We start from the raw sequence: 23,150 nt of genomic DNA on the forward strand, positions 1-23,150 counted from the left end.
CGTCTGTAAGGCGGGGAAACCCGCCAAACAGCGCCGGAAACGGCGCGTAAGCGCGGTGAACGAAGCTGAAAACTGCTCTGTGGCCAGGAATTGAAGATTCGCGGCGTGTTGTTCAGACCTTCCCTAAAGAGAGGGTGAGCATTGGGAATGCTCACCTCACTCTCGTCAGGATGGGCTCACGTTTCGTGACTCCATCGTCCCGCCCAGGCGAAAGGGGTCCTTCCTGGCGATATTCCTATACGGGGGGCGACAGCGCAGCATTGCGCCACTGTCCGACCCGAAAACAAGGTTTGCAGGGTTTGCGGTTCGCACCCGATGGTGCGGGCCTGCTGGCTGAATGCTGCGTCAGCGCTGGCGTGAGCGGGATTGGACAGAATACGAAAGGTGCGAACCGGGGTGCGTACCGGGTTCGCAGGTTTGCACCCCGAACACAAAAACGGCCAAGGGCGGAAACTCAATGCTGCTGAGGGGTTGTAGGCGACCTACTGCCGAAACCCAGCAAATCGGCCATCGTGAAAGTTGCGCAAGGGCCTCCAGAATTTGGACGCCCTTGGAGATCAGACCACGCGATACACCCGCTCGCCGCTGTCGTTGTGCGCCAGCACCACGTTCAGGCCGAGCTTCTTGCGCAGCATCCCGGAAATCGCGCCACGCACGGTGTGCGGCTGCCAGCCGGTGGCCAGCATCAGTTGCAGGCCTGTTGCGCCCTGTGGGCGGCGAAGCGTCATCACCAGCGCCGCGAGCTTGGTGCCTGGGCGTACTGGGATGCCCTCCAGAAGTTGGAGATCACCGATGTTGTCCACTGGCACTTCATCCGGCGGTGCAGGTCGCTGCTGGCCGATGGCCGCGTAGCCTGCGTCGGTCAGCACGTGTCCGCCGTCAGCAGGCTCAATCCAGCCGCGCTGTAACAGTGAATTCAGCACTTTGAACCGTGCGCCACCGCGCATGGTGCTGGGCGGAATCACGCGCCCATCGGCACGGCGGGTTGCAGCGCGCAGGAGCAGTCTTTGGGCCGGGGAAAGTTTGGGTAGGGTGTCCATCGTCGCCCCCTCACTTGGCTTCGCTGTCGAAGATCGCCAGCAGATCGTCCAGCGCCTGATCCACCCGGCCAAGATCACCGACGTGGCCCCAGTGGATGGTGTCCGGGTCATGGCCGAAGTGGTCGTCGGCCAGTTGCCGCAGGGCTTCGATCTTGTCGAGGATCAGCGGCAGGCGTTGCAGGTAGGTGTCGAGGGCGTTGGGCCGTGTGCTCATGGCGGGCTCCGGGTTGATTGATGACGCCACCATTCACGCGCTGAACGATCATGAAGCCAAGCAAAAGATCCATGCTCCGAGCATCGGGCGCTCGCCTACCCCCCGGCAAGCTGATAAATTACACCCTTTGCGACTGAAACCGACTTTATGCCATCCGAACCCCTGTTGCCGGAGTGCTTCCATGACCGCTGAACCGTGGGTGTCCGTGGACCAGATTGCCGAGCATCTGGGCGTCACGCGTGACTCGATCTACCGCTGGATCGAGCGCAAGGGCTTGCCCGCACACCGTGTGGGGCGGCTGTGGAAATTCCAGGTTTCGGAGGTGGATGACTGGGTGCGCGCGGGCGGCGCAGATGAGGGTTCGAGTCACCCCACGCAGAACGAACAATGAGGGGAACGGGGCAGATGATTTTCAGCGAAGATTCTCGAGTCAAAATCCCATGCATCCTGCACCTGGTGCGGCTGGGCTACCGCTATCTGTCCCTGAAGGATGCCGTTTGGGACATCGACACCAATATCTTCCCGGTGCTTTTTAATGAGGCCATTGCACGCATCAATCCTGAATTGAGCGCAGATGACGTCACCCGCCTGCTGGCCGATGTCAAACTCCTACTGGACAACGAAGACCTCGGTAAAGCGTTTTACGACCGGCTCACCGAGCGCTCGGGCATTCGGCTGATCGACTTCGAAAACTTTGATAACAACAGCTTCCACGTCGTTACGGAACTCACCTGCAAAAACGGTGACGACGAATTCCGGCCCGACATCACCCTGCTCATCAACGGCATGCCACTGGCCTTCATCGAGGTCAAAAAGCCCAACAACCGCGAAGGCGTACTGGCCGAGCGCAACCGCATCATCACGCGTAGCCGCAATCCAAAATTTCGGCGCTTCATCAACATCACGCAGTTGATGGTCTTCTCCAACAACATGGAGTACGAAGATGGCTCGCCGCAGCCTATCGAGGGCGCGTTCTACGCCAGTCCATCCTATGACTCGCCGGTCTTCAACTATTTCCGCGAAGAAGAAACGCTGGACCTCACCCAGCTTCTGGCGGATGAAGATGACGCACTCGAAAATGAAGTGCTGCGCGACAACAACCTCAACGTCATCAAGCACAGCCCTGAGTTTCTGACCAACAAATCACCCGATACGCCCACCAACCGCATTTGCACGTCCCTGTTCAGCCGTGACCGATTGGCTTTTTTGCTGCGCTTTGCGCTGGCCTACGTCAATGAAAGCGACGGCCTGCACAAACACGTCATGCGCTACCCGCAGCTTTTCGCCACCAAGGCTATCGAGAAAAAACTCGACGCGGGAATCAAGAAAGGCATCATCTGGCACACCCAGGGCAGCGGCAAAACCGCACTGGCCTACTACAACACTCGCTTCCTCACCGATTATTTCCAGCGCAAAGGCGTCATTCCGAAGTTCTACTTCATCGTCGACCGGCTTGATCTGGCCACACAGGCGCAGCGGGAATTTGCCGGGCGTGGGCTGGTGGTGCACACCATTGACAGCCGCGACGCCTTTGCCCGCGACATCAAAACCACGCAGGTGCTGCACAACCACAGCGGCAAGCCTGAAATCACCGTAGTCAATATCCAGAAGTTTCAAGATGATCCGGACGTAGTCCGCGCCGAGGATTACGACTTCAACATCCAGCGCGTCTATTTTCTGGACGAGGTGCACCGCAGCTACAACCCGCAGGGCAGCTTTCTTGCCAATCTCAGCCAGTCCGACCGCAACGCCATCAAGATCGGCCTCACCGGCACCCCGCTATTGGGTGATGATTACAACTCGCGCGCCCTGTTTGGCGACTACATCCACAAGTATTACTACAACGCCTCCATTGCCGACGGCTACACCCTGCGCCTGATCCGCGAAGAAATCGCCACCAACTACAAGCTCTCGCTGCAAGAGGCTCTCGCCGCCGTCAAACTGCAGCAGGGCGATATCGACCGCAAGCTCATCTACTCGCACCCGAAGTTTGTCGAGCCCATGCTCGATTACATCGTGCGCGATTTCGAGAAAAGCCGCAGCGCACTGGGCGACGCCAGCATCGGCGGCATGGTGATCTGCGACAGCGCCGAACAGGCCCGCGAGATGTTCCGCATCTTCACGGCGGTGTACGCCGCCCAGCCCACGCCCGTCTATGCCGTGCAGGACTCCGCGCCAGCCGTGATCGCCGCTGCGCAGCCCGACAGCTACGCCGCGCGCACGCTGTTGGAAAACCGTGCCAAAACCGCCGCGCTGATCCTGCACGATGTCGGCAGCAAAGACGAGCGCAAAGACTGGGTGGAAGATTTCAAGGTCGGCAAGATCGACCTTTTGTTTGTCTACAACATGCTGCTCACCGGCTTTGATGCCAAGCGCCTGAAAAAGCTCTACCTCGGCCGCATCATCAAGGCGCACAACCTCTTGCAGGCGCTCACCCGCGTCAATCGCACCTACAAGGATTTTCGCTACGGCTACGTGGTGGACTTTGCCGATATCCGCAAGGAGTTCGACAAAACCAACAAAGACTACTTCGACGAGCTGCAAGCCGAGCTGGGTGACGAAATCGAGCACTACTCCAACCTGTTCAAATCCAGTGAGGAGATCACGCAGGAAATCGAAGCCATCAAGGACATCCTGTTCAGCTTCAATATCGAAAACGCCGAAGAGTTTTCGAAGCAGCTCAGCCAGATTCAGGATCGTGCCACAGTGCTGGCGCTCAAAAAAGCGCTGGGCGACGCGCGCAACCTCTACAACCTGATCCGCCTGCAAGGCGACTATGCGCAGTTGCAGCAGCTGGATTTTCACAAGCTGGGCCAGCTCTATCGCGAAACCTGCAACCATCTTGATCTGCTCAATCTGAAAGAAACCATCGAATCGGCCACCGACACCAGCCAGCTGCTAAATGTCGCGCTGGAAGAGGTGATCTTCAAATTCGCCAAGATCAGGGAAGAAGAACTGGTGCTGGCCGACAAGCTGAAAAACACCCTGCGCCAGACGCGCGAAGCCCTCGCCGATAACTTCGACCAGCAAGACCCCAAATTCATCACCCTGCGCGAAGAGCTGGAGCGCCTGTTCAAGAAAAAGAAACTCAGCGAAGTCAGCCAGGAAGAAATGACGGCCAACATCGGCGCGCTGAATGCCATCCACGAAAAGGTCAAAGAACTCAATCGCCAGAATAACCAGCTGCGCGCAAAATACCGGGGCGATGCCAAATACACCCGCATCCACAAGCGCCTGCAGGAGCGCGGCCCACTCACCTCGGAAGGTACGCAAACCGAGCGCAAATTGTTCGAAGCGCTGGTTGGTGTCAAAGCGCAGGCCGACGAACAGGTGCTGCAAAACACCCAGCTGCTGAACAATGAAAGCTACTTTGAACGGATGATGCAGCCCATCGTCATCGGCGAGTTCTACACCCGCCAGTACATCAAACTCACGCCCGATGCCACCCGCACCATCAACCAACTGGTGGTGGCCGAATACATGAATGAATTTTCTGCTGGCGCCCGCACGAGCGGTGCGCACGGCACTGGAGCACACCCTTGGTAACGCAACAATTCGAACAACGCACTCGCGAACTGATCGACAGCCTCAAAGCCATTTGTGCCGCCTATGGCTTGGGCAACGATGGCAACGAATTCAAGATCATCACCCAGGTTTTTCTCTACAAATTCCTCAACGACAAGTTCGCCTTCGAAGCCAAGAAAATCCGGCCAGAGCTCGCCACGGCGGAGAGCTGGGAAGCCGCCATCGCGGCCATGAGCGCCGATGACATAGATATGCTGCAAATGCAAATGGGGCCAGACACCGCCCGCCTGAAACCCGAGCATTTCATCGCCCACCTGTTTGGCCGCCAGAATGCCCCGGAATTCGCCAAGCTGTTCGACGACACCCTGCGCGACATTGCGATTACCAACAACGACATCTTCGCCGTCAAGACCGATGGTGGCGCCAAGATCACCCTGTTTGATCGCGTCAGTGAATTCATCACCGATCCCTCGAAGCGCGATGCCTTTTGCCGCGCCGTCATCAACAAGCTGGGCGATTTCAGCTTCGAGCGCATCTTCAACGAAAAGTACGATTTCTACGCCGCGCTGTTTGAATACCTGATTAAGGACTACAACAAGGACAGCGGCGGCAAATACGCCGAGTACTACACCCCTCACGCCGTGGCCAAGATCATGGCCGCCATTCTGGTGCCGGAAGGTGTGCGCGGCAAAGTCAATAACGTCAGCTGTTACGACCCCTCAGCCGGTTCCGGCACGCTGCTGATGAACATCGCCCACGCGATCGGCGAGCAGCGCTGCAGCATCTACTCGCAAGACATTTCGCAGAAATCCTCCAGCCTGCTGCGCCTGAACCTGATCCTCAACAATCTGGTGCATTCCATCCCCAACATCATCCAGGGCAACACCATGCTCCACCCGTATCACCGGGACGGTAAGGCCCTGAAGAAGTTCGACTACATCGTCAGCAATCCACCGTTCAAGATGGATTTCTCCGACTTCCGCAACGAGCTGGATACCAAAGAGCATCAGGAACGCTTCTTTGCCGGGGTGCCGAATATCCCGAAGCAGGCCGTGGACAAAATGGCTATCTACCAGCTCTTTTTGCAGCACATCATTTATTCGCTCAAACCCGGTGGCAAAGCAGCGGTGGTGGTGCCCACCGGCTTTATCACCGCGCAAAGCGGCATCGACAAAGGCATCCGCCAGCATCTGGTGGATAACAAAATGCTGGCCGGTGTGGTCTCCATGCCCAGCAACATCTTCGCCACCACCGGCACCAATGTCTCCATCCTGTTCATCGACGCGGCCAACAAAGCCGACGTAGTCCTGATCGACGCCTCCAATCTGGGCATCAAGGTCAAGGACGGCAAGAACCAGAAGACCCTGCTTTCAACGGAAGAAGAAGACCGCATCATCGCCACCTTCAATGCCAAGCAGGCGGTGGAGGATTTCTCGGTGGTGGTCAGTTACGCTGACATCGCCGCCAAGAATTACAGCTTTAGTGCCGGGCAGTATTTCGAGGTGAAGATTGAATACAGCGATCTGACACCCGCGCAGTTTGCCGAGAAGCTGGAAGGGTTTACCGACCGGCTGGATGCGCTGTTCAAGGAATCGTCGGGGCTGGAACAGGAGATCAAAAAGCAGTTAGCGGGGTTGCGCTATGAGTGAACTGATCCACTATAAGTTTGCAGATCTGTATGCAATGGCCTCAGGTATTTCATCGAAGCCAGAGCAGGCAGGTCATGGCGCTCCGTTCTTGTCGTTTTCAACTGTATTTAACAACTACTTTTTGCCAAGAATCCTTACCGATCGGATGGATACATCCGAGCGCGAACAGAACAAATATTCGATAAATGAAGGCGATATTTTTTTGACTCGTACAAGTGAGGTGATTGATGAGCTTGGCATGAGTTCAGTTGCCTTAAAAAATTACCCGAGAGCTACATACAGCGGGTTCTTGAAACGACTACGGCCAATCAAAGAGAGAGTCACATACCCTAAGTTCATGGCGTTTTACCTGAGAAGTCCCCTGTTCAGGAAAACGATGACAAACAATGCGGTGTTGACGTTACGAGCAAGTCTGAATGAAGAAATATTTTCGTACTTAGATTTGCTACTTCCCGATTACGATGATCAAGTCAAAGCGGGAGATTTGCTATTTCTATTGAGTCAGAAAATCGACTGCAACAACCGCATCAACGCCGAGCTGGAGGCGATGGCCAAGACGCTCTACGACTATTGGTTCGTGCAGTTCGACTTCCCCAATGCCAACGGCAAGCCCTACAAATCCTCGGGCGGCAAGATGGTCTACAACGCCACGCTGAAGCGGGAGATTCCGGAGGGGTGGGCGGATGGTACCTTGGATGATTTAGGCCGGATTGTTGGTGGCAGTACTCCGAGCACCGAGAGCCCGAGCAATTTCACCTCGGAGGGAACTCCTTGGATCACTCCTTACGACCTCTCCGGCAATCAAGGAAACAAGTTCATTACCCGTGGCACGCAAGACGTATCAGACGAGGGTATCAAAGATGCCTCGTTGAAAAAATTACCCGCGGGAACGGTATTGCTGAGCTCTCGTGCACCCATCGGATATATGGCCATTGCGCGGACTGAGTTGACTACGAATCAAGGTTTTAAGTCATTTATTCCGGTCAAAGGGTTTTCAACAGCTTTCATCTATTACACGGTCAAGGGGTCATTGAAAACGATCACCCAATATGCATCAGGATCGACCTTCAAGGAGGTGTCGGCCGGGGTGTTGAAGACCGTCAAAATTGTTTTGCCAAAGTCGAGTGTTGTAGAGCAGTTCACTGGCTCGGTTGAATCTATCTTCAAGCGTCAGGATGTACTTGAGCAGGAAAACCAGCAACTAGCCCAACTCCGCGACTGGCTCTTGCCCCTGCTGATGAACGGCCAAGTGACGGTGGCCTAGACCATGGCCCAACGCAAACCGCCCCAATCGCCCAAGAAAACCGAGGTCTCCCTCGTCCGCTCCTCGGCGGCGGAATACCTGACCTTCGTCGCCGCCAGCGGCCAGGGGGGCGTCGAGGCGGTTTATGCCGACGAGAGCATCTGGGTCACGCAGAAGATGATGGGCACCCTCTACGACGTAGAAACCCAGACCATCAACTACCACCTGAAGAAGGTGTTTAGCGACAGTGAGCTGGAGGAAACTTCAGTTATTCGAAAATTTCGAATAACTGCCGCCGACGGCAAGACCTACGACACCCAGCACTACAGCCTGCCCGCCATCATCGCGGTGGGCTACAAGGTCAACTCCGAGCGTGCGGTGCATTTCCGCAAGTGGGCCACGGGCATCATCGAGCAGTTCACCATCAAGGCCTATGTGATGGATGACGAGCGCATCCAGGCCGGTGGCTCCGTCCTCACCGATCAGTATTTCGAAGAGCAGCTACAGCGCGTCCGCGAGATTCGCCTGTCGGAGCGCAAGTTCTACCAAAAGATCACCGACATCTACGCCACGGCGTTGGATTACGACGTGACGGCGCAGGCCACCAAGCGTTTTTTCGCCACGGTGCAAAACAAGCTGCACTGGGCCATCCACGGCCAGACGGCGGCGGAAGTGGTTTACCACCGCGCCGATGCCGACCAGCCCAATATGGGACTGACCACCTGGAAGGATGCGCCGCTGGGCAAGATCCAGAAGTTCGATGTGGAGGTGGCCAAGAATTACCTGACCGAGCCCGAAATGGCGCAACTCTCCCGCCTGGTCAACGCCTATCTGGACGTGGCCGAGGACATGGCGCAGCGCAAGATTCCCATGACGATGCAGGACTGGGAAACTCGCCTGAACCGGTTTATCGAGGCCACCGACCGCGAGGTGTTGCAGGACGCAGGCAAAGTCACGACGGAAATCGCCAAGGCCCACGCCGAAAGCGAATTTGAAAAATACCGCATCGTGCAGGACCGGTTGTTTGAAAGCGACTTCGACCGGCTGCTGAAACAGATTGAATCCGGCGCCAAGGCCGGCACGGATGAGGGCTGATGCGCATGGCCACGAAGAAACCATCCAAAGCCAATCCCAGTTGGAGCGACGTCAAAACCAAGTTGGCCGATTTTGACCGCGCTGGCCTGCTGGGGTTGGTGCAAGACCTGTACGCAGCCAGCAAAGACAACAAGGCCTTCCTGCATGCTCGCTTCGGGCTGGGCGATGACCCGCTGGAGCCGTACAAGGATGTGATCACGCAATGGATCAATCCGCCGGACTACCGCAAGCCGCAGTCGGTGGCCAAGGCCAAAAAAGCCATCAGCGACTACAAGAAGGCGCTGGGCCAGCCCGAGGGCTTGGCGGAACTGACGGTGTTCTATTGTGAGGAAGTGTTCGATTTTCTGGCCGGTTGCGGCATGGACGATGAAGGCTTTTACGACGCGCTGGTGCGGATGTTCGAACAGGCGCTGAAATACGTGCTGGCCTTACCCAAGGCGCAGCAAGCGGGACTCTTGGCAAGACTCGACCGTGTGCGTCAGCTTGGGCAGAACGTCGGATGGGGTGTGGGCGGTGATTTCGAACATTTTTGGTCGGAAGCCGGGTTGGCCGGACAGGCATGATGGATGCCGATCAGGCCCTAGGGCTCGAAGGTCTGCGCTCCGAAAATGCTCGCTTGGTTGCACTGCTCGAAACCCACGGCATTGAGTGGCGGTTGCCACAGCCAGTGGCAGTTATGGCTCAAGAGCCGGAACCGTCTCGGCTGTCCACCGCTGAGAAAGTGGCACTCTTCCGGCGACTGTTTCGCGGGCGCACGGATGTTTACCCGATTCGCTGGGAGAGCAAATCAACCGGCAAATCCGGCTATGCTCCAGCCTGCGCCAATGAATGGCGCACCGGTGTTTGTGAAAAACCGCGCATCAAATGCGGCGATTGCAGCAATCGTCTGCTGATTCCACTGTCCGATGCGGTGATCTACGATCATCTGGCTGGCGAGCACACGGTCGGCGTCTATCCGCTGCTGGAGGATGACACCTGCTATTTTCTGGCTGTCGATTTCGACGAGGCCGAATGGCGCGACGACGCGCGATCCTTCATCCAGTCATGCGAGGAACTGGGTGTTCCGGCGGAACTGGAGATATCTCGGTCCGGAAATGGCGCGCACGCATGGGTGTTTTTCGGCAACCGTGTTTCTGCACGTGATGCCCGGCGTCTTGGCACCGCCATCATCAGCCATACCTGCTCGCGCACCCGGCAATTGAAGCTGGAATCCTACGACCGGCTGTTCCCGAATCAGGACACGATGCCCAAGGGTGGTTTCGGCAATCTGATCGCCTTGCCGTTGCAGAAATGGCCACGTGAGAGTGGTTGCAGTGTTTTCGTTGATGCCGATCTGCGCCCATATCCCGATCAATGGAGTTTTCTTGCTTCGATTCAGCCCATGGCCGCACACGACATCGAGCCGACCATTTTGCGCGCCATGGGCGGCGTCCATCCGTTGGACGTCACCTTCATCGATGATGAAGACTTGGCCACACCCTGGAAGCGTGAGAACACATCGCCCAAGAAACTGGCTGGGCTAATGCCGAAGTCGTTGACCGTGACGCTGGCTAACCTGATTTACTTCGAGAAATCCCAGCTGCCGCAGGCACTGGCCAATCGCCTGATCCGCCTGGCTGCCTTCCAGAACCCCGAGTTCTACAAGGCCCAAGCCATGCGTATGTCGGTATGGGACAAGCCCCGTGTCATCGGCAATGCAGAAAATTTTCCGCAACACATCGCCTTGCCTCGCGGTTGTCTCGACGCCGCGCTGGATCTGCTGCGGGACAACGGTATCGCCTGTGACCTGCGCGACGAGCGCTTTGGAGGTGAATCCGTTGATGTCTCTTTTGTCGGCGCTTTGCGTCTTGACCAAGAGGCCGCCATTGCTGGAATGATGAGCCACGACAACGGCGTGCTGTGCGCCCCGACAGCCTTTGGCAAGACCGTGACCGCAGCAGCGATGATCGCGCGCCGGGGTGTGAACACGTTGGTGCTGGTGCATCGAACCGAATTACTCAAACAATGGCAAGAGCGTCTGCAGGCGTTTCTGGGTGTAGGAAAAGGTGTGGTCGGCACCATCGGCGGTGGCAAATCGAAACCCACCGGCAAGATCGACATTGCCGTCATGCAGTCCGTCTCCCGCCAAGGTGAGGTCAACCCGCTGGTCGAGAACTACGGACATGTGATCGTGGACGAGTGTCACCACGTTGGCGCGGTGTCGTTCGATGCCATTCTGAAGCGGACCAAGGCCAAGTACGTGTTGGGCCTGACGGCAACGCCCGTCCGCCGTGACGGTCAGCAGCCCATCATCTTCATGCAGTGCGGGCCAATTCGCTACACGGCGGCCAAGCCAGCCGGTGCACCGCACGATCTCGAAGTGCTGCCGCGTTCGCGCTTCACACGGATCGACCTGCCGACCGATGCAGGCATCCAGGATGTATTTCGGCATCTCGCCAATGACCAGACCCGAACGGAAGCCATTGCCGCCGAGGTGCGTGATGCCATCGGGCAGGGACGCAAGGTGCTGGTTCTGACTGAACGTACAGAACATCTCCATGCCATCAAAGCCGCCCTTGATGGATTGGAGCCTGCGCCTTTTGTGTTGCACGGTCGAATGTCCAGGAAACAGCGAGCGGGGCTGGTTGCTGATCTTGATGCCCTGCCGCCCGATGCGCCGCGCGTTCTTCTTTCGACAGGCAAACTGGTTGGCGAAGGCTTCGATCACCCGCCGCTCGATACGCTGATGCTGGCCATGCCAGTCTCTTGGAAAGGCACGCTGCAACAATATGCAGGGCGCCTGCACCGGGAGCACGCCAGCAAGACCGACGTGCGGATCATCGACTTTGTCGACACCGGTCACCCGGCACTGCTGCGAATGTGGGACAAACGACAGCGGGGCTACCGGGCGATGGGGTACAGGGTCGGCGCTGATGGCAATGCTGAGTAAGTGTGAATTCTCCAGATACTGTCTGGACTTTCGCCAGGCCCGCAGCAACCCGCAGAAGTGCGATCTAATCCAGACAGCCTGTTTTTCAGGCGGCAACCATCCGCCGCCTGGGCCTGACCTCCTTCGGTGGCCCGATTGCCCACTTGGGGTACTTCCGGGACGAGTTCGTGACGCGGCGCAAGTGGCTGATCAGCCCCAGAAGACGCTGATCCTCCCGCTCGCGGGCACTGGCGCCTTGGCGCAGCCACGCGTAGTAGCCGCTGCGGTGCACGCCCAACACTCGACACATCGCTACCAGGCGGAACTCGCGGACGTGCGCGCGCATGAACGCGTACTTCGCCTTTACCCCTTGGCAAAGTACGCGGCGGCTTTTTTTAGGATGTCGCGCTCCTCGGTCACCCGTCGCAGCTCGGCCTTGAGCCGGCGGATCTCGGCCGAGTCACTCGGCGCGGCGGCGGCACCGGACGCCAGTGCCGTCTTCCTGGCCGCTTGCACCCAGCCATACAGCGTGTGCTTGGGGATCCCGATGCGGGAGGCGACGTCCACCACCGTGAAGCCGCGCTCGATCACCTGCCTCACCGCCTCGGAACGGAACTCATCCGTGTACTGCTTGTTGCTGCTCATAAACACCTCGGTCGTTGCCATGGATTATGGCGCCCGGATGTCTACGAAAGGCTGGTCGGTCCAGTGCGTGGACTTGCCGGCGTCGTGGCGTGGCCGGCATCCTGGCCGGCCCTGGTTCCCAGGGGTGCCGAGTCCGCCCCAGAGCAGGTGCTTGCCGGGGATGGGGGGCATCGAACCTGCCAGGGCCCGTTGCAACACTTGAAGCAACGCTTCCGCGGCATGGACAGGTGCGACCCTCGGGGGGTGCATCGCACCGGCTCGATTCCGTTTGCGGAACAGAGGGGGTCTGGCCTGCCACACATCCGCCACACGCAACAGGCCGGACAGTGCCCCGCAAAACAACACAGCGCCTTACGCTGCAACACGTAAGACGCTGTATTTGCTTGGAAAATTGGTGGAGCCAGGGAGGATCGAACTCCCGACCTCGTCATTGCGAACGACGCGCTCTCCCAGCTGAGCTATGGCCCCACGAAGGGAAGCGCAATTATACGGGGGTTGCGGGGTGCTGCCAAGCCGTTGCCTTTGCACGGGGGGAGGGCGGTTCATCGCGGTTCTCGCGAGGGTGCGGGCACGTCGCTTGCGGGTGAGTAAGCGGGCGTTCTGCCGTGCGGAGGGATGATGGCGGCATCCCGCCCAACGGAGGTGTGCCATGAACGCGTTCATGCGATCTGCCCTGGTGTCCGCGCTGGCCGTGCTGGGGTTGTCGGCGTGTGCCAGTACCCGGATCAGCGACAGCGACAAGCTGGCCTTGTACCAAAGCCACGCCGGCGCGCCGGTGAAGCAGGTGCGCTATTACGACCCCATCGGCTGGGACCGGGTGGATGACCAGCATCTGGTGTTGCAGATGCGGCCGCGCGAGTCGTGGCTGCTGACGCTGGCCGGGCCGTGCCTGGCGTGGAGCAACGGCTCGCCGTTCATGGCGGTGTCCAGCTTCAACGGGATGACCTTGTCGACCTTCGACAAGATCATGGTGCCCGGGCTGCAGATGGGGTGCATGATCCGTGAGATCCGGCCGCTGGACATGAAGGCGATCCGGGCCGGCGAGGACGCCCTGCGCGCGCGGGCACAGGCACCGGCTCAGGCTTCCGGCACGTAACCCGGCGGCTTGTCGGCACCGCCTTCGAACAGGTATTTCACCATCTGTGCTTCCAGGAAGGCACGGTGTTCGGGGTTCAACGGCGAGATACGGTTCTCGTTGATCAACATGGTCTGGTGGGCCAACCAGCGTTGCCAGGCCGGTTTGCCCACGGTGTCGAACACGCGCTTGCCGATGGCACCGGGCCAAGGTGGGAAATCCAGGCCGTCGGTGTCGATGTCGTCCACCACGCAGTGCAGCTTGCGCGTCATGGGATGTGCTCCTGAAGCAGTTTTCGGATGGGGGCGGGCAGGCCGAGGCCGGCGAGTTCGCTGCGTCCGGCCCAGCACAGGGCGGCATTATCGCCGATGCCCGTGCGCAGGCCGTTGACGACGATCAGGTGCGGATGGATATGCAGGCGGAAGTGGCTGAAATCGTGGATGAGGACGGGCAGGGCGCGGGCGTCGCCGCTGTCGAGCTGGCGCGCCACCCACTGCTGGGCAGTCGTCTGGTCATCGAATTCCGGCAGCGACCACAGCGCCGCCCAGATGCCGCTGGGGGGGCGGCGTTGCAGCAGCACGCGGCCGGTGGCATCCATCGCCAGCACCATGTGCGCCTGGCGTTGCGGGCGTGGCTTGCCGGGCTTGGGGGTGGGCAGCTCGGCGGTGCGGCCTGCGATCCTTGCCACGCAAACATCCTGCACGGGGCAGCGTGCGCAGGCGGGGTTGGCGCGCGTGCACAAGGTGGCACCGACATCCATCTGCGCCTGCGTCCAGTCGGCCAGCCGCGCCTGCGGCAACAGAGTTGCAGCCAATGCCCACAGCCGTTTTTCGATGGCTGGAGTACCCGGCCAGCCGTCGATGCCGAACACCCGGCACAGCACGCGCTTGACGTTGCCGTCGAGGATCGGGGCGGCGTCGCCCCAGGCCTGCGACAGGATCGCGCCGGCCGTGCTGCGGCCGATGCCGGGCAGCGCGATGAGGGCATCGATGTCGCGCGGCAAGTCGCCGCCGTGGCGTTCCATGCACAGCTTCGCCGCGGCGTGCAGATTGCGGGCGCGGGCGTAGTAACCAAGGCCTGACCACAGCGCCAGCACTTGGTCTTGCGGCGCGTGCGCCAGTGCCGGCAGGTCGGGCAGTGCATCGACGAAGCGGCTGAAGTAGCCCGCCACCACGCCCACCTGGGTCTGCTGCAGCATGATTTCGCTCAGCCACACGCGATAGGGCGTGCGTGGATGCTGCCAGGGCAGGTCGTGGCGACCGTGGCGGTCGAACCACGTCAGCAGGCGGTGTGTGAAATCCACGCTGGCGTTCATCGTGGTTGCGGCGGTTCGTCCAGCTGGATCTGCACGCCGTCCAACGTCACCCCGTCCAGCTCGATGCGTGGCGTGGTCAGCGTGCCGGTCATCGGTGGCAGCGGCGAGCCGGTGCCACCGGCATTCAGCCAGGCTTGCAGTTCGGGCAGGCGGAACCGTGCGTCGAACAGGGTGGTGTCGCGGCGCAGGGACAGGGTGGCGGCATCGGTGAATGCCGGCGCGCCTTGGTAGCGCAGCGAAAACGGCAGGGGCGAAGCCGATGTCGCAAGTGGCGCGGGCAGTGCCGGCCAGCCCTGCGGCCAGTGCGCCAGGTGGCCGTCCAGTTGCAGCTGCAGGGTTTGCCCAAGGGTGACGCTGCCGCGCGCCCGTGCCTGCGGGATCAAGCCGTCTCCCGCCAGCACCACGGTGGCCGGCGCGCACCGCCATCCGGCACCGTCGAAAGCCATCGGCCCGTGCAGGCCCAGCTGGAAAGGCAGGCGGGTGGACGCATTCCGGTATTGCCCGGCGATGCCCAGCCGGGCCGGTTGCAGCCGCGCCGAGCCGTTGCCGATGCGCAGTGGGCCGGCGACGAATACCTGCATCGGAACCTGCCAGCCCGCGTCCTGCAAGGTCATCGTGCCGATGCCGGCAACCCCCGCCGATTGCCCGTCCAGCAAGCGCTGCGGGGTGACGATACTGATCGCCAATGTCACCGGGATCGCCAGCGGCGCGGCCAGGTAACGGCCTTGCACGCGCATGCGCAAGCGCTGCCGGGGATGCAGGGCGGGGATGGCGATGGTCAGCCGGTCGATGTGCCAGTCGACGTTGTCGACGCGGCCATCGAGCACGCGCAGGCCGTGCACCAGGGTGGGGATGCGGGTTGCCGAGGGTGGCCGCGAGGCCTGCCAGCGCTGCAACGCTGGCAGATCCAGAACCGGCGCATCCAGCAGGATGCGCTGCAGGGTGAGGTCATCCCCCAGGCTGCGCAGCGTGCGCCAGGGCAGTGACACCAACATCCCGTTCGCGCGCAGCAGCGGCGTGGCGTCGCCGGGGCGCTGTACCACCAGGTTGCGCAGCGCCAGTTGCGGGGTGCCGCGCAGGCGGTAATCGATGGATTGCGCGGTGATGTCCAGGCCCAGCGCCTTGCCCGCCTGCCACAGCAGCAGGCGGCCGGCGTTTCGTGGTTGCAGCAGCCAGATCGCCAGCAGGGCGGCAATGGCCAGAAGCAGCAGCCGTCGCAGCCGCCGCAGCAAGCGCGGGCGGGGTGCGGCGGCGACGGTCATCCGTTGCCCAGCGTTTCGGGCAGCAGCGCATCGACGAAGGCCTCGGCGTCGAACACGCGCAGGTCTTCCGGGCGCTCGCCGATGCCGGCATAGCGGATCGGGATGCCGAATTCGCGTGCCAATGCGAACACCACGCCACCCTTGGCGGTGCCGTCCAGCTTGGTGACCACCAGCCCGGTGACCGGGATCTTCTCGTTGAACTTGCGGACCTGGTTGATCGCGTTCTGGCCGGTGGTGCCGTCGATCACCATCAGCACCTCGTGGGGCGCTTCGGCATCGAGTTTGCGCAGCACGCGCGCCACCTTCGCCAACTCATCCATCAGCCCGCCCTGGGTGTGCAGGCGGCCGGCGGTGTCGGCAATCAGGACCTCGGTGCCGCGCGCACGCGCCGCTTGCAGCGCGTCGAACGCCACCGAGGCGGCGTCGGCGTTCTGGCCCTGCGCCACCACGGCGACGCCGTTGCGCTCGCCCCAGGCCTGCAACTGCGCGACGGCGGCGGCGCGGAAAGTGTCGCCCGCGGCCAGCATCAGGCTGCGGCCCTCGTCCTTGTAGCGGCGCGCCAATTTGCCAATCGTGGTGGTCTTGCCGACGCCGTTGACGCCGATGGTCAGCAGCACGAAGGGCTTCTTCGATGCGTCGATGTGCAGCGGCACCGCGACCGGGCGCAGCAGCGCCAGCAACTCGCCGCGCAATGCCGCCAGCAGCGCCCGGGCATCGGCGAACTCGCGCGCCTTCATCCGCTTGCGCAGGTTCTCGACCAGCTGGGTGCTGGCGGTGACGCCGACATCGGCGGTGAGCAGGGCGGTCTCGATGTCGTCCAGCAGGGCATCGTCGAGAATGGGGTTGCGCCCGAACAGCTCCGCGATGTCGCGGGTCAGGATGCTGCCGATGCGCTGCCGCCAGCCCGGCTTGCCGGCTGCTGCTGCTGCGGGTTCCACTGCCGCCGTCGCCGCCGATGCCGGTGGTTCGGCAAGGGCTGCGGCTGCCGGTGGCGCGTTGTCGGCCTGGTCGGCTGCCGCCACCGCAGGCGCATCGGGCCGGGCCGGTTGCGGCGGGGGCGTTTGCGGGTCGGTTGGCTTGCGGCGGAACCAGCTGAGCATGTTGCCGTGGGAATGTCGGAAAATGGCCGGCATGGTAGCACTCGCCCCCTGCATCGACCGATGAACAAAACCCGCGGAACCCCTTCGCGCAACACCCCCGGCAGCGTCCGCATCATCGGCGGTCAATGGCGCGGCACGCGCCTGCCGGTGCCCGCCCGTCCGGGCTTGCGGCCCACCTCCGACCGCGTGCGTGAAACCCTGTTCAACTGGCTGGTGCCGGCACTGCCGGGCGCGCGGGTGCTGGATCTGTTCGCCGGCAGCGGCGCGCTGGGGCTGGAGGCGGCATCGCGCGGTGCTGCGCAGGTGCAGTTGGTGGAAGCCGACCCCGGCCTTGCCCGCGGCTTGCAGGACACGGTGGCCCGCCTGCACGGGCAGGACCGGGTGGCGGTGCAGGCCGGCGATGCACTGGCGTTCCTGCGGGCGCAGGCGGCGGCGCGCTACGACATCGCCTTCGTCGATCCGCCGTTCGCGGACGGGCTGTGGCCGGCGGTACTGGCGTTGTTGCCTGCGAAGATGGCCGAAGCGGCGTGGCTGTATCTCGAAAGCCCCGCCGGGCAACGCCCGGACATGCCCGCGGATTGGGTACTGCATCGCGAAAACCAGACCCGCGACGTGCGCTATGCCTTGTATCGCCGCGTTACACTCCCCGTTTCCCTGCAACTGGGCGGCACGGCATCGACATGAGCGTGGCAACGCGCACCGCGGTTTATCCCGGTACCTTCGACCCGATCACCAACGGACACCTGGATCTGGTGAGCCGGGCCGCGCCGCTGTTCGAGACGCTGGTGGTCGGGGTGGCCGCCAGCCCCGGCAAGGGGCCGGCGCTGCCGCTGGAGTTGCGGGTGCGATTGGCGCAGCAGGCGCTGGCGCACCACGCCAACGTGGAGGTGCGCGGCTTCGATTCGCTGCTGGCGCATTTCGTGCGCGACATCGGCGCCGGCGTGCTGCTGCGCGGCCTGCGCGCGGTGTCGGATTTCGAATACGAATTCCAGATGGCGAGCATGAACCGCCACCTGATCCCCGAGGTCGAGACGCTGTTCCTGACCCCGGCCGAGCAATACGGTTTCATTTCGTCGTCGCTGGTGCGCGAGATCTCGCGGCTGGGCGGCGACGTGTCCGGCTTCGTGCCCGCTGCGGTCGCGGCGGCGCTTGAAGTGCAATGGCGGGGCGGGGTGAAATGAGCCCGCCCGCCGCACACTGACGTTGTATCCATCGCCACAGCCATGCCCGGGGAAAAGCCCATGAACACGTTGTCCCGCCTGCTCGTCGTTGCCTGTCTCGCTTTGCCGTTCACCGCCTGCAAGAAGGAGGATGCCGCCAAGACCGAGGCCGTGGCCGCCGTCCCGCTGCCGACCAGTGGCGAGCAGAAGGATTGGCAGCCGTACGTGGTTTACAAGTTGACGCCGCACCTGGCCGGTTTGACCAACCAGCCGTACGTGTATTTCCTGCCGAAGCCGGACGTTCCGGATTTCGACGCCCAATACCAGCGCCTGCTGGAAAAATTGCAACAGGACCTGAGCCGCGGGATCGTCGAGGGCAACCTGCTGGCGTTCGCCTCGCCGGCACCCGACAAGGAAACCGAAATGATCGAAGCGGCGTTCAAGCAGGTGCCGGCGGGCACCATGAAGGGCGTCAAGGTGGTCTTCATCGGCACCCCGATCCTGGGCGAGCGCGTCAAGGCGGCGGTGGAGCCGGCGGGCGTGAACTACATCTTCGAGGAAGCCAAGTAAGGCCTGCCGAGCGCCTGCCCGCGTCGCGGGCAGGCGCTCGGCGGCGCACAACATCCAGACCGGGCGCGTGCGGCGCCCGCACGCCGTGGTTTCAGCGCTGCAGCAGGGGCAGCTTGCCGGGCTTGCCGTCCCATTCGGCGTGGTCGGCCGGCGGGTCCTTGCGGGTGGTGAGCACCGGCCACTGCTTGGCCAGCTCGGCATTGAGGCCGATGAAGACTTCCTGGCCCGCCGGCACGTCTTCCTCGGGGAAGATCGCGCCCACCGGGCATTCCGGCTCGCACAGGGTGCAGTCGATGCACTCGTCGGGGTCGATGACGAGGAAGTTCGGACCTTCGTGGAAGCAGTCCACCGGGCACACCTCGACGCAGTCGGTGTGCTTGCACTTGATGCAGTTTTCGGTGACGACGAAGGGCATGGGGCGTGATCCGTGCAGCGGTTTCTACAGCCGTCAAGTTTAGCGCGTGCGGTGGCTTGCTTGAAACCGGCAGCGGGCCGCGGCCCACAAAAAACCCCCGCGCCAAGACGCGGGGGTTCCTGTTTGGCGCTCCCTACGGGATTCGAACCCGTGTTTTAGCCTTGAGAGGGCCACGTCCTGGGCCTCTAGACGAAGGGAGCATGAGTTGCGGCTTGCGGCTGGACGGCCGTCCCGGTTTGCCGGGTCAAGCGCTGAGCTTGCTAGTATAGAAGGCCGGGCTTGCCGCTGGCAACGCCCGACCAATTCGTATCCATCCGGCAGCGCATGATCGATCCCATACCAACGTCCGCCCTCGTCATCCCCGAGCTTCGCAGCGTTCCACGCGATGTGCACGGCCTGTCCCGCCGCCAGATGAGCCAGAACGCCCTGCGTGTGTTGTACCGGTTGCGCGAAGGGGGGTTCGCCGCATACCTGGTGGGTGGCGCGGTGCGCGATCTGCTGGTGGGCGGCGCACCCAAGGACTTCGACGTGGCCACCGACGCCACGCCCGAGCAGGTCAAGGTGCTGTTCCGCAATTGCCGGTTGATCGGCCGCCGGTTCCGGCTGGCGCACGTGGTCTACGGCCGCGAGATCATCGAAGTGGCGACGTTTCGCGCCAATGGCGGCGACGACGATGGCGACCGCCAGACCGACGACGGCGGCCGCCTGCTGCGCGACAACATCTACGGCAGCATCGAAGACGACGCGGTGCGCCGCGACTTCACGGTCAACGCGCTGTATTACGCGATCGAGGATTTCTCGGTACGCGACTACGTCGGCGGCTATGCCGACGTGCAGGCGCGGGTGTTGCGCCTGATCGGCGACCCCGAAACCCGCTATCGCGAAGACCCGGTGCGGATGCTGCGCGCGGCGCGGCTGGCCGCCAAGCTGGGCTTCTCCATCGAAGCCGGCACGGCGGCACCGGTTCCCGCGCTGGCACACCTGCTGGCCGAGGCCTCGCCGGCACGCTTGTTCGAAGAAACCCTGAAGCTGTTCCTGTCCGGCCATGCGGCGGCCAGTTTCGAATGGCTGGAGCAACTGGGCCTGCTGCCGGCCTTGCTGCCGGAAACCGCGCAGGCGCTGGCCAGCAACAAGTCCGGTGCGTTGCGGCGGATGCTGCTGCAGGGCTTGCAAAATACCGATGCGCGGGTGGCGAACGACGAGCCGGTATCGCCGGCGTTCCTGTACGCGGTGCTGCTGTGGCCGGCCTATTGCCGCGCACTGGCGCAACTGCAGGCGCAGGGCGTGCATCCGGCGGAAGCGCAGCGCCGCGCCGCCGATCGCGTGACCTTGCACCAGGTCGGGCGCACCGCATTGCCGCGCCGGTTTTCACTGCCGATGCAGGAAATCTGGCTGTTGCAGCCGCGCTTCACCCAGCGCCAGCGCAAGCGGGTGCTGCGCCTGCTGGCGCATCCCCGCTTCCGGGCCGCGTTCGATTTCCTCGCCCTGCGCTTGTCCGCATCGGATGCCCACGCAGACGATGTGTCGTTCTGGCGAGATGTCCAGCTTGAACCCGCAGCCGTGCTGGCCGCCGGTGAATTGCAGGCGGCGGAAGGCGAGGCGGGCGAGGGCGATGGATCGGCCCCCCGCAAGCGTCGCCGCCGCCGTCGTGCCCCTGCGGGTGCTCCGGCGTGACCACCGGGGCCACGGCCTGCATCGGGCTGGGGGCCAATCTGGGGGATGCCGCGCAGGCCGTGCGCGATGCCATCCAGGCGTTGCACGCCGTGCCGGAATGCCGGGTGCTGGCGGCATCCCGGCTGTATCGCACCCCGGCCTGGGGCTGCACCGACCAGCCGGATTTCATCAATGCCGCCGTGCGCCTGCACACCCATCTGCCGCCGTTGGCGTTGCTGGCGCAGTTGCTGGACATCGAACGCCATGCCGGCCGCGACCGCAGCGATGCCGCTGCGGTGCGGTGGGGCCCGCGGCTGCTGGATCTGGACCTGCTGCTGTATGGCGAGCAGGTGATCGACGAGGTTGGCCTGCAGGTGCCGCACCCGCACCTGCATGCGCGCGCGTTTGCGCTGGTGCCGCTGGCCGAGGTGGCGGCCGAGGTGCCGTTCCCCGGGCACGGCACGGTGGCCGATGCCTTGCGTGGCGTGGATGTGCGTGGCGTGGTGGCGCTGGCGTGATGCCACGCGGTCGCCACCCGCTTTCTGCGCAATAATGCGCGATTGCCATTGATGGAAGCGCCGATGAGCGTCCACGCGGAAACCAAGTCCTGGAGCGTGCCGCAATTGGCACAGGCGCGCGCCGAAGGCCGCAAGCTGGTGATGCTGACCTGCTACGACGCCAGTTTCGCGCGGGTGCTGGATGCCGCCGGCATCGACCTGATCCTGGTCGGCGATTCGCTGGGCATGGTGGTGCAGGGGCACGATTCCACCTTGCCGGTACGGGTGGACGACATCGTCTACCACACCGCTGCGGTGGCGCGCTGCGCGCAGCATCCGCTGAAGATCGCCGACTTCCCGTTCGGCAGCGATGGCACGCCGGAGCAGGCATTTGCCGCCGCCGTGCGCTTCATCCAGGCGGGCGCGGCGATGGTCAAGCTGGAAGGTGCCGGCCACAAGCTCGAGATCATCCGCTTCCTGGTCGAGCGCGAAATCCCGGTCTGTGCGCATCTGGGCCTGACCCCGCAATCGGTGCTGCGGATGGGCGGCTTCAAGGTACAGGGACGCGGGCTCTCCGCCGCCGAACGCCTGCGTGCCGAGGCGCTGGCGGTGGCCGAGGCCGGTGCCGCGCTGCTGGTGCTGGAAGGCGTGCCTGCGGCGCTGGCCGCCGAGATCACCGCCGCCAGCCCGGTTCCCACCATCGGGATCGGTGCGGGCCCCGGTTGCGACGGCCAGGTGCTGGTGCTGCACGACCTGCTGGGCATCGACACCGGCCACCGCAAGCCGAAGTTCGTCAAGGATTTCCTCGTCGAGGGCGGCTCCATCGCCGGTGCGGTGCGTGCCTACGCCGAGGCGGTACGCAGCGGCGCGTTCCCGACCACGGAGCACAGCTACGCATGATCGAAACCATCACCCAGCTGGCCGCATTGCGCGAGCGGATCCGCCTCTGGCGCCGCGACGGCCTGCGCGTGGGCTTCGTGCCGACGATGGGCAACCTGCACGCCGGCCACTATTCGCTGGTGACGCTGGCGCGGCAGCACGCCGACAAGGTGGTGTCCAGCGTGTTCGTCAACCCCACCCAGTTCGGGCCGAACGAGGATTTCACCCGCTACCCGCGCACACCCGAGGCCGATACCAGCGGGCTGGAAGCGGCCGGTTGCGACGTGCTGTGGCTGCCGGAAGTGGAGGCGATGTATCCGTTCGGCGTCGAGCTGGCCTCCAACGTGCACGTGCCCGGCGTCAGCGCGGTGCTGGAAGGCGCCTGCCGCCCCGGCCATTTCGACGGCGTGTGCACCGTGGTGACGCGCCTGTTCAACCAGGTGCAACCCGACGTGGCCGCATTCGGCAAGAAGGATTTCCAGCAACTGGCGGTGATCCGGCAGTTGGTGGTGGACCTGCACATGCCGCTGGAGATCCTGGCGGGCGACATCGTGCGCGAGGACGACGGGCTGGCAATGAGCTCGCGCAACCAGTACCTGTCGGCCCCCGAGCGCGCCGTGGCCGCCACCATCCATCGGGTGTTGCTGGCGATGCGGGATGCCGCGCAGCGCGGGCAGGCGCGCGCACAGGTGGAAGCCGGTGCCGATGCGGCCTTGCGCGCCGCCGGGTTCGTGCCGGATTACGCGGTGCTGCGGCGCCCCGATTTCAGTGCGCCGGGCGACGGCGAAGCCGGCCCGCAGGTTGCCTTGATCGCGGCACGGCTGGGCCGTACGCGGCTGATCGACAACCTTGAGTTCGAATTGCCCGGATGATTTGATTCCTGGCGAATGTTGCAGTGCGCCATC

Annotated in this window: 22 protein-coding genes, 2 tRNA genes and 2 pseudogenes; 16 read left to right on the forward strand and 10 right to left on the reverse strand. The window is 62.8% G+C overall.

From position 1 onward, the window contains the following. Positions 1-557 precede the first annotated feature (557 nt). Positions 558-965, reverse strand: coding sequence for a DUF3489 domain-containing protein (locus ACE3OK_RS02185; RefSeq protein ID WP_374247902.1), 408 nt, complete (start codon positions 963-965; stop codon positions 558-560). Positions 966-1,050: 85 nt separating this feature from the next. Then, positions 1,051-1,254, reverse strand: coding sequence for a hypothetical protein (locus ACE3OK_RS02190; protein ID WP_374247903.1), 204 nt, complete (start codon positions 1,252-1,254; stop codon positions 1,051-1,053). Between the two features lie 181 nt (positions 1,255-1,435). On the opposite strand from ACE3OK_RS02190, the gene ACE3OK_RS02195 reads away from it, so the two are divergent. From ACE3OK_RS02195 to ACE3OK_RS02230, 8 genes and pseudogenes are all read left to right on the forward strand, one after another. Further along, complete coding sequence (locus tag ACE3OK_RS02195; protein WP_374247904.1) at positions 1,436-1,645, forward strand: helix-turn-helix domain-containing protein; 210 nt, start codon at positions 1,436-1,438, stop codon at positions 1,643-1,645. A gap of 14 nt (positions 1,646-1,659) precedes the next feature. Continuing rightward, positions 1,660-4,800 carry a type I restriction endonuclease subunit R gene (locus ACE3OK_RS02200; protein WP_374247905.1) on the forward strand — a complete coding sequence of 1,047 codons (3,141 nt, stop codon included), beginning with the start codon at positions 1,660-1,662 and terminating at the stop codon, positions 4,798-4,800. Then, positions 4,794-6,428, forward strand: coding sequence for a class I SAM-dependent DNA methyltransferase (locus ACE3OK_RS02205; RefSeq protein WP_374247906.1), 1,635 nt, complete (start codon positions 4,794-4,796; stop codon positions 6,426-6,428). The genes ACE3OK_RS02200 and ACE3OK_RS02205 overlap by 7 nt, the downstream gene beginning before the upstream one ends. After that, complete coding sequence (locus ACE3OK_RS02210; protein ID WP_374247907.1) at positions 6,421-7,692, forward strand: restriction endonuclease subunit S; 1,272 nt, start codon at positions 6,421-6,423, stop codon at positions 7,690-7,692. Before ACE3OK_RS02205 ends, ACE3OK_RS02210 begins: the two co-directional genes overlap by 8 nt. A 3-nt stretch (positions 7,693-7,695) precedes the next feature. Continuing rightward, positions 7,696-8,766, forward strand: coding sequence for a virulence RhuM family protein (locus tag ACE3OK_RS02215; RefSeq protein WP_374247908.1), 1,071 nt, complete (start codon positions 7,696-7,698; stop codon positions 8,764-8,766). Between the two features lie 5 nt (positions 8,767-8,771). Continuing rightward, a complete protein-coding gene (locus ACE3OK_RS02220; protein WP_374247909.1) occupies positions 8,772-9,329 on the forward strand; it encodes a hypothetical protein in 558 nt (185 codons plus the stop codon). Further along, positions 9,329-11,695, forward strand: a complete 2,367-nt coding sequence (locus tag ACE3OK_RS02225) for a DEAD/DEAH box helicase family protein (RefSeq protein ID WP_374247910.1) — start codon at positions 9,329-9,331, stop codon at positions 11,693-11,695. Before ACE3OK_RS02220 ends, ACE3OK_RS02225 begins: the two co-directional genes overlap by 1 nt. Before the next feature lie 98 nt (positions 11,696-11,793). Then, positions 11,794-11,883, forward strand: a pseudogene (locus tag ACE3OK_RS02230) (chromate transporter); the annotation flags it as partial. On the opposite strand, the pseudogene ACE3OK_RS02235 reads toward ACE3OK_RS02230, so the two are convergent. Together ACE3OK_RS02235 and ACE3OK_RS02240 are read right to left on the reverse strand one after the other, a co-directional pair. Continuing rightward, positions 11,877-12,319: pseudogene (locus ACE3OK_RS02235) on the reverse strand (transposase); the annotation flags it as partial. The pseudogenes ACE3OK_RS02230 and ACE3OK_RS02235 sit on opposite strands and share 7 nt — an antisense overlap. A 392-nt stretch (positions 12,320-12,711) precedes the next feature. Further along, positions 12,712-12,787 (reverse strand) — tRNA-Ala (locus ACE3OK_RS02240). Positions 12,788-12,968: 181 nt separating this feature from the next. Between ACE3OK_RS02240 and ACE3OK_RS02245 the strand changes: the two genes are divergently transcribed. Next, entirely contained in the window at positions 12,969-13,415 is a 447-nt protein-coding gene (locus ACE3OK_RS02245) for a DUF6491 family protein (RefSeq protein WP_374247911.1), read from the forward strand. Here ACE3OK_RS02245 and ACE3OK_RS02250 read toward each other — a convergent pair. Genes ACE3OK_RS02250 through ftsY form a run of 4 tightly spaced genes read right to left on the reverse strand, consistent with a single transcriptional unit; the run spans position 13,397 to position 17,071 of the window. Then, entirely contained in the window at positions 13,397-13,666 is a 270-nt protein-coding gene (locus ACE3OK_RS02250; RefSeq protein ID WP_374247912.1) for an oxidative damage protection protein, read from the reverse strand. The genes ACE3OK_RS02245 and ACE3OK_RS02250 overlap by 19 nt on opposite strands. Next, a complete protein-coding gene (mutY, locus tag ACE3OK_RS02255) occupies positions 13,663-14,709 on the reverse strand; it encodes an A/G-specific adenine glycosylase (RefSeq protein ID WP_374247913.1) in 1,047 nt (348 codons plus the stop codon). Before mutY ends, ACE3OK_RS02250 begins: the two co-directional genes overlap by 4 nt. Further along, positions 14,706-15,971 (reverse strand): hypothetical protein, encoded by a 1,266-nt coding sequence (locus tag ACE3OK_RS02260; RefSeq protein ID WP_374247914.1) that lies wholly within the window; start codon positions 15,969-15,971, stop codon positions 14,706-14,708. Before ACE3OK_RS02260 ends, mutY begins: the two co-directional genes overlap by 4 nt. Further along, complete coding sequence (gene ftsY, locus ACE3OK_RS02265; protein WP_374247915.1) at positions 15,968-17,071, reverse strand: signal recognition particle-docking protein FtsY; 1,104 nt, start codon at positions 17,069-17,071, stop codon at positions 15,968-15,970. Before ftsY ends, ACE3OK_RS02260 begins: the two co-directional genes overlap by 4 nt. A gap of 60 nt (positions 17,072-17,131) precedes the next feature. Between ftsY and rsmD the strand changes: the two genes are divergently transcribed. From rsmD to ACE3OK_RS02280, 3 genes are read left to right on the forward strand one after another with little or no spacing between them, the layout of a single operon-like run. Further along, positions 17,132-17,755, forward strand: a complete 624-nt coding sequence (gene rsmD, locus ACE3OK_RS02270; protein ID WP_374247916.1) for a 16S rRNA (guanine(966)-N(2))-methyltransferase RsmD — start codon at positions 17,132-17,134, stop codon at positions 17,753-17,755. Continuing rightward, complete coding sequence (coaD, locus tag ACE3OK_RS02275; RefSeq protein WP_374247917.1) at positions 17,752-18,252, forward strand: pantetheine-phosphate adenylyltransferase; 501 nt, start codon at positions 17,752-17,754, stop codon at positions 18,250-18,252. The genes rsmD and coaD overlap by 4 nt, the downstream gene beginning before the upstream one ends. 60 nt (positions 18,253-18,312) lie before the next feature. Continuing rightward, positions 18,313-18,801 carry a hypothetical protein gene (locus ACE3OK_RS02280; protein ID WP_374247918.1) on the forward strand — a complete coding sequence of 163 codons (489 nt, stop codon included), beginning with the start codon at positions 18,313-18,315 and terminating at the stop codon, positions 18,799-18,801. 91 nt (positions 18,802-18,892) lie between these two features. Here the strand turns inward: ACE3OK_RS02280 and fdxA are convergent, their stop codons facing one another. Then, positions 18,893-19,216, reverse strand: coding sequence for a ferredoxin FdxA (gene fdxA, locus ACE3OK_RS02285; RefSeq protein WP_374247919.1), 324 nt, complete (start codon positions 19,214-19,216; stop codon positions 18,893-18,895). A gap of 124 nt (positions 19,217-19,340) precedes the next feature. After that, positions 19,341-19,416 (reverse strand) — tRNA-Glu (locus ACE3OK_RS02290). A gap of 124 nt (positions 19,417-19,540) precedes the next feature. On the opposite strand from ACE3OK_RS02290, the gene pcnB reads away from it, so the two are divergent. The 4 genes from pcnB (at position 19,541) to panC (ending at position 23,117) form a co-directional block, all read left to right on the forward strand. Next, a complete protein-coding gene (gene pcnB / locus ACE3OK_RS02295) occupies positions 19,541-20,890 on the forward strand; it encodes a polynucleotide adenylyltransferase PcnB (protein ID WP_374247920.1) in 1,350 nt (449 codons plus the stop codon). Further along, positions 20,887-21,387 (forward strand): 2-amino-4-hydroxy-6-hydroxymethyldihydropteridine diphosphokinase, encoded by a 501-nt coding sequence (gene folK / locus ACE3OK_RS02300; protein WP_374247921.1) that lies wholly within the window; start codon positions 20,887-20,889, stop codon positions 21,385-21,387. Before pcnB ends, folK begins: the two co-directional genes overlap by 4 nt. Positions 21,388-21,450: 63 nt before the next feature. After that, positions 21,451-22,266 (forward strand): 3-methyl-2-oxobutanoate hydroxymethyltransferase, encoded by an 816-nt coding sequence (panB, locus tag ACE3OK_RS02305; protein ID WP_374247922.1) that lies wholly within the window; start codon positions 21,451-21,453, stop codon positions 22,264-22,266. After that, positions 22,263-23,117, forward strand: coding sequence for a pantoate--beta-alanine ligase (panC, locus tag ACE3OK_RS02310; RefSeq protein ID WP_374247923.1), 855 nt, complete (start codon positions 22,263-22,265; stop codon positions 23,115-23,117). The genes panB and panC overlap by 4 nt, the downstream gene beginning before the upstream one ends. The last annotated feature ends 33 nt before the right edge of the window (positions 23,118-23,150 follow it).

It is taken from the genome of Thermomonas sp., assembly GCF_041905325.1.
Lineage (GTDB): Bacteria > Pseudomonadota > Gammaproteobacteria > Xanthomonadales > Xanthomonadaceae > Thermomonas.

What these genes read in the sequence shown, in the direction of transcription:
- ACE3OK_RS02245 (WP_374247911.1), top strand. Translation starts at nt 12,969, where the DNA reads ATGAACGCGTTCATGCGATCTGCCCTGGTGTCCGCGCTGGCCGTGCTG.
- ACE3OK_RS02215 (WP_374247908.1), top strand. Translation starts at nt 7,696, where the DNA reads ATGGCCCAACGCAAACCGCCCCAATCGCCCAAGAAAACCGAGGTCTCC.
- ACE3OK_RS02190 (WP_374247903.1), bottom strand. Translation starts at nt 1,254, where the DNA reads ATGAGCACACGGCCCAACGCCCTCGACACCTACCTGCAACGCCTGCCG.
- ACE3OK_RS02220 (WP_374247909.1), top strand. Translation starts at nt 8,772, where the DNA reads ATGGCCACGAAGAAACCATCCAAAGCCAATCCCAGTTGGAGCGACGTC.
- ACE3OK_RS02250 (WP_374247912.1), bottom strand. Translation starts at nt 13,666, where the DNA reads ATGACGCGCAAGCTGCACTGCGTGGTGGACGACATCGACACCGACGGC.
- ACE3OK_RS02280 (WP_374247918.1), top strand. Translation starts at nt 18,313, where the DNA reads ATGAACACGTTGTCCCGCCTGCTCGTCGTTGCCTGTCTCGCTTTGCCG.
- coaD (WP_374247917.1), top strand. Translation starts at nt 17,752, where the DNA reads ATGAGCGTGGCAACGCGCACCGCGGTTTATCCCGGTACCTTCGACCCG.
- pcnB (WP_374247920.1), top strand. Translation starts at nt 19,541, where the DNA reads ATGATCGATCCCATACCAACGTCCGCCCTCGTCATCCCCGAGCTTCGC.
- ftsY (WP_374247915.1), bottom strand. Translation starts at nt 17,071, where the DNA reads ATGCTCAGCTGGTTCCGCCGCAAGCCAACCGACCCGCAAACGCCCCCG.
- ACE3OK_RS02195 (WP_374247904.1), top strand. Translation starts at nt 1,436, where the DNA reads ATGACCGCTGAACCGTGGGTGTCCGTGGACCAGATTGCCGAGCATCTG.
- ACE3OK_RS02210 (WP_374247907.1), top strand. Translation starts at nt 6,421, where the DNA reads ATGAGTGAACTGATCCACTATAAGTTTGCAGATCTGTATGCAATGGCC.
- ACE3OK_RS02260 (WP_374247914.1), bottom strand. Translation starts at nt 15,971, where the DNA reads ATGACCGTCGCCGCCGCACCCCGCCCGCGCTTGCTGCGGCGGCTGCGA.
- panC (WP_374247923.1), top strand. Translation starts at nt 22,263, where the DNA reads ATGATCGAAACCATCACCCAGCTGGCCGCATTGCGCGAGCGGATCCGC.
- ACE3OK_RS02225 (WP_374247910.1), top strand. Translation starts at nt 9,329, where the DNA reads ATGGATGCCGATCAGGCCCTAGGGCTCGAAGGTCTGCGCTCCGAAAAT.
- fdxA (WP_374247919.1), bottom strand. Translation starts at nt 19,216, where the DNA reads ATGCCCTTCGTCGTCACCGAAAACTGCATCAAGTGCAAGCACACCGAC.
- ACE3OK_RS02200 (WP_374247905.1), top strand. Translation starts at nt 1,660, where the DNA reads ATGATTTTCAGCGAAGATTCTCGAGTCAAAATCCCATGCATCCTGCAC.
- panB (WP_374247922.1), top strand. Translation starts at nt 21,451, where the DNA reads ATGAGCGTCCACGCGGAAACCAAGTCCTGGAGCGTGCCGCAATTGGCA.
- rsmD (WP_374247916.1), top strand. Translation starts at nt 17,132, where the DNA reads ATGAACAAAACCCGCGGAACCCCTTCGCGCAACACCCCCGGCAGCGTC.
- mutY (WP_374247913.1), bottom strand. Translation starts at nt 14,709, where the DNA reads ATGAACGCCAGCGTGGATTTCACACACCGCCTGCTGACGTGGTTCGAC.